The 4,143-nt window shown below is 70.6% G+C and carries 4 protein-coding genes and 1 pseudogene; 3 read left to right on the top strand and 2 right to left on the bottom strand.

Translation table 11 applies throughout. The features are described from left to right. Window positions 1-264, top strand: a pseudogene (locus G6017_RS04115) (hypothetical protein); the annotation flags it as partial. 7 nt (window positions 265-271) lie between these two features. Here the strand turns inward: G6017_RS04115 and G6017_RS04110 are convergent. Together G6017_RS04110 and G6017_RS04105 are read right to left on the bottom strand one after the other, a co-directional pair. Next, window positions 272-931 carry a potassium channel family protein gene (locus tag G6017_RS04110; protein ID WP_182609329.1) on the bottom strand — a complete coding sequence of 220 codons (660 nt, stop codon included), beginning with the start codon at window positions 929-931 and terminating at the stop codon, window positions 272-274. 106 nt (window positions 932-1,037) lie between these two features. Beyond that, window positions 1,038-1,700: a potassium channel family protein gene (locus G6017_RS04105; protein WP_182609328.1), complete on the bottom strand. Its 663-nt coding sequence runs from the start codon at window positions 1,698-1,700 to the stop codon at window positions 1,038-1,040. 114 nt (window positions 1,701-1,814) lie between these two features. On the opposite strand from G6017_RS04105, the gene G6017_RS04100 reads away from it, so the two are divergent. Together G6017_RS04100 and G6017_RS04095 are read left to right on the top strand one after the other, a co-directional pair. Then, the gene (locus tag G6017_RS04100) at window positions 1,815-3,806 is read left to right on the top strand and encodes an amino acid permease (RefSeq protein WP_182609330.1); all 1,992 of its coding nucleotides are present in this window, start codon (window positions 1,815-1,817) and stop codon (window positions 3,804-3,806) included. After that, on the top strand, window positions 3,803-4,143 hold a 341-nt coding region (locus G6017_RS04095; protein ID WP_347237940.1), incomplete at its 3' end, for a TRAM domain-containing protein. The genes G6017_RS04100 and G6017_RS04095, both read left to right, overlap by 4 nt.

Raw genomic sequence — 4,143 nt, 5'->3', positions numbered from 1 at the left:
GGAGCCCCGGGGCGCCGGGGCAGCGGCCTTCCGTGGCGCCGACGTGCGGACTCCGGGCCCGCACTGCGCGTGGAGGCGGCCTACTGCGCTGAGGTGGTCGGGATGACACTCGAGGCGATGGGTGTCCTGCTGCCGGCCGGCGACGCCAGTTGGTACGACCCGGGCCGATTCTGGAGCGGGGACGCGCTGCCGCTCGCCCCGGGGTGGGGCTACGGGCGGGAGGTCGCCGTCACCGTTCCCGGTGGAGGAAGCCGGGATCGGTGAGCGTGGGTCAGCCGCCGAGGACCGCGGTGCTCAGGTCCGCCTCCGCGGCCTCCGGCGCCACGACCAGCAACTCGTCGCCCGGTTCGAACGGCACGTCGGGTTCGGGGGCTATCACTCTTCCCCCGCGGAGGATCGCCACCAGCGCCGCGTCCCGGGGGAAGCGGACGCGTGAGACCGGTCTGCCCGCGAGGGGGGTCTGGTCCGGCAGCGTCACGCTCACCAGATTGGCGCCGCCGCGCCGCAGGGTCATCAACCGCACGACGTCCCCGACGGAGACCGCCTCCTCCACGACGGAGACCATGAGTCGGGGGGTGGAGACGGCCACGTCGACGCCCCAGCGGTCGTCGAACAGCCACTCGTTCCGGGGGTCGTTGACGCGGGCGACCACGCGGGACACGGCGAACTCCGTCTTGGCCAGCAGGCTCACGACCAGGTTCACCTTGTCGTCGCCGGTGGCCGCGACCACCACGTCGGACTCCTCCGCGCGGAGTCGTTCGAGGAAGCCCAACTCGCACGCGTCGCCGACGAGTTGCCGGGCACCGGTCACCCCGTCGCGGTCGAAGACCGCCGCGCGCTTGTCGACCAGCGTCACGGTGTGGTCGTTGGCCAGGAGTTCGCGTGCGATCGATCGTCCCACCACGCCGGCCCCGGCCACCAGGACCCGCATGGTGGAGGCGTGGAACGTGCGGGCGGGGGCGCGGTCCAGCAGGCCGGCCCCGTCGGCGTAGTCGGGGACCGAACCGTCGGGGACGGGATCGCCGGTCACGGGTCGGTCAGTCATCAGATGGTCCTCGCTCCAGGATGTCGTCGAGATCGTCGACCACGCCCGAGGGAACGGCGAGGTGGATCAGGTCGTCGGCCTGCACGAGAGTGCTGCCGCCGGGCACCCTGCACTCCCCGAAGCGGGTGAGCGCGACCACGGTGCCACCGACCAGATCGGCGAGAGACGCCAGTCCCACGCCGACCCACACCGACGGAGGGACGACGGCGACGAGCGACACCTCGCCGGTCTGATCGCGCCAGACCACCGGGCTCGACCCGGACGTGATGTACCGGATGAGGCGGCCGGTGGCCCAGGGCACCGTGGCGACGGTGGGAATGCCCAGCCGCTCGTAGACCTCGGCGCGTCCGGCGTCGTAGATCCGGGCGATCACCCGCTCGACGCCGAAGGTCTCGCGGGCCACCCTCGCGGCGATGATGTTGGAGTTGTCCCCGGAGGAGACCGCCGCGAACGCGTCCGCCCCGTGTAACCCGGCGTCGACGAGGACCTCGCGATCGAAGCCGAGCCCGGTGACGGTGCGTCCGTCGAACTGCTCCGCCAACCTGGCGAACGCGGCGGGGTCGCGGTCGATCACCACGACCTCGTGACCGCCCTCGTCGAGCTCGGTCGCGAGCGCCGCGCCGACACGCCCACAGCCCATGATGATGACCCTCATGGCCAGTACCGCTCCTCACGGTCCGCGACGCGCGGACCCGTCCCGATCACGCTACCCTCGTCGGCGGCGCTGTCCCTGCGGCACGCGGAGCCCTACGATGTGTCGGTGTCCAGGATCTCCAGGGTCTCCGTCGGAACCAAGCGCCTGCTGTTGGGGCGCCCCTTCCGCAGCGACACCACCGGGGACACCCCGCTGCGCAAGCGGATAGCGTTGCCGGTCTTCGCGTCGGATGCGTTGTCCTCGGTCGCCTACGCCCCCGAGGAGATCTTCCTCATCCTGTCGTTGGCCGGGGTGTCGGCGCTGGCGTTCACCCCGTGGGTCGGGCTCGCGGTGGCGGTGGTCATGGTGGTCGTGATCGCCTGCTACCGGCAGAACGTCCGCGCGTATCCGTCGGGCGGGGGGGACTACGAGGTCGCCACCGTCAATCTCGGGCCGAACGCCGGTCTGGGTGTGGGGGCGGCCCTCCTCATCGACTACGTGCTCACCGTGGCGGTGTCGATCTCGGCGGCGGCCGCCAACGTCGGCTCCGCGATCCCGTTCGTGCACTCGAACGAGGTGGTGTTCGCCGTCATCGCGATCGTCCTGCTCACCGCGATCAACCTCCGGGGCATCCGGGAGTCCCGCGCGACGTTCGCCATCCCCGTCTACGCGTTCATGGCGGCCATGACCGCGCTGGTGGTGTGGGGGTTGTTCCAGGTCGGCGTGCTTGGACGTGAGCTGAGGGCGGAGTCCGCGGAGTTCGAGCTCGTCACGCCCGACGGCGTGGCGGTCGCCGGGCTCGCGCTCGCGTTCGTGGTGGCCAAGTCCTTCGCCTCGGGCTGTGCCGCGTTGACCGGGGTCGAGGCCATCCACAACGGCGTGCCGGCGTTCCGCAGCCCCAGGGCCAGGAACGCCGCGACGACTCTGGTCATGCTCGGCGTGGTATCCATCTCGTTCCTGCTCGGGCTCATCGTGCTGGCCAACCAGCTCGGGGTGCAGGTCGCGGAGGACCCGGCCACCCAACTGATCGGTGCGCCGGAGGACTACCAGCAGAAGACGATGATCGCGCAGCTGGCCGACCCGGTCTTCGCGGGTCTCCCTGTCGCCTTCTACGTGATCATGACCATCACCGCCCTCATCCTGGTGCTCGCGGCGAACACCGCCTTCAACGGTTTCCCCGTGCTCGCCTCGGTGCTCGCGCGCGACAAGTACCTGCCGAGGCAGCTCGCCACGCGCGGGGACCGGCTCGCGTTCTCCAACGGGATCGTCCTGCTCGCCGTGGCGGCGATCGTCCTGGTGGTGGCGTTCGACGCGCAGGTCACCGTGCTCATCCAGCTCTACATCGTCGGGGTCTTCGTGGCCTTCACTCTGAGCCAGCTCGGCATGGTCCGCCACTGGACCCGGCGGCTGGGCAACGAGCAGATCCCCGCCGTCCGGCGACGGGTGCAGCGCGCACGGGCGGTCAACGCGGTCGGGTTCGTCCTCACCTCCGGTGTGCTGGTGATCGTCATGAGCACGAAGTTCTTCGCCGGCGCCTACATCGCGGTGCTGGCGATGCTGGCCGTGTTCGGGGTCATGAAACTCATCCATCGTCACTACGAGTCGGTCGCGCGCGAACTCGAGGACTCGTCCTGGGAGGTCGTCCTCCCGAGCCGCACCCACTGTGTGGTGCTGGTGTCCAAACTGCACCTGCCCACCCTCCGGGCACTCGCCTACGCGCGGGCGACCCGACCGGACACCATCGAGGCGCTCACCGTGAACATCGAGACGGCGGAGACCCGGATCCTGGTCCGCGAGTGGGAGAAGCGGCGGATCTCCGTGCCGCTCAAGGTGGTGGAGTCGCCGTACCGGGAGATCAACCGGCCGGTGGTCGACTACGTGAAACGATTGCGTGACCAGTCGCCCCGGGACGTCGTGATCGTGTACATCCCGGAGTACGTCGTGGGCCACTGGTGGGAGCAGCTCCTGCACAATCAGAGCGCGCTGCGTCTGAAGACCCGACTGCTGTACGAGAGGGGTGTCATGGTGACCAGCGTCCCGTGGCAGCTGTCGTCCTCGGACGGCCGCGCGGACCAGGCGCGTGACGAACCCATCATCGGGCGCTGGGGCGGACCGGAGGACCGATGACCCGGACGGAGAGAACCGACTGGACGGGGCGTGTGCTCCGGCTGCGCATCGAGGGCCCAGCGCAGGGCGGGGAGTTCGTGGCCCGGCATTCCGGGCGGGTGGTGTTCTGCCGGGGCGGGATCTCGGGGGAGCTGGTCGAGGTGATGATCCACGACGACCCGGGACGAGCCTTCTGTCGCGGCACCGTGACCGGCGTACTCGAGAGGTCGGTGGACCGGATCGACCCGCTGTGCCCCGCCGCGGCGGCGGGTGCGGGGTGCTGCGACTGGAGCCACATCGACCCGGCGGCCGCCCGTGCGTTCTCGGGGACCGTCCTGGCCGACCAGGCCCGCCGTAT

This window comes from Dietzia sp. B44, from assembly GCF_014145245.1.
Lineage (GTDB): Bacteria > Actinomycetota > Actinomycetes > Mycobacteriales > Mycobacteriaceae > Dietzia > Dietzia natronolimnaea.
The sequence above is the reverse complement of the archived record's forward strand: the minus strand, read 5'-3'. Positions and strand labels throughout refer to the sequence as shown.